Here is a 233-nt window from a genome sequence, read left to right on the forward strand (position 1 = left end):
CCGCACCGCAAGTCAGCGTCATCGTTTCCGACGACTATTCCCAAAATGAGCTGCGCATCATGGCGAACCTCTCCGGCGACAAAACCCTGATTACCGCGTTCCAAAACGGCTAAGACGTCCACCGCCGCACCGCCGCCGATTTGTTGGGTATTGCCCCCTAAAACGTATCGTCCGAACAACGCCGCTACGCCAATACCATCAACTTCGGCCTGATTTACGGCATGGGCCAATAC

At 56.2% G+C, this 233-nt stretch carries 1 pseudogene; it reads left to right on the plus strand.

The window, feature by feature from the left end:
- A pseudogene (locus ACTHS4_RS12690) lies at positions 1 to 233 on the plus strand (DNA polymerase); the annotation flags it as partial.

The organism is Neisseria sp. P0014.S009, assembly GCF_051958155.1.
Classification (GTDB): domain Bacteria; phylum Pseudomonadota; class Gammaproteobacteria; order Burkholderiales; family Neisseriaceae; genus Neisseria; species Neisseria flavescens_C.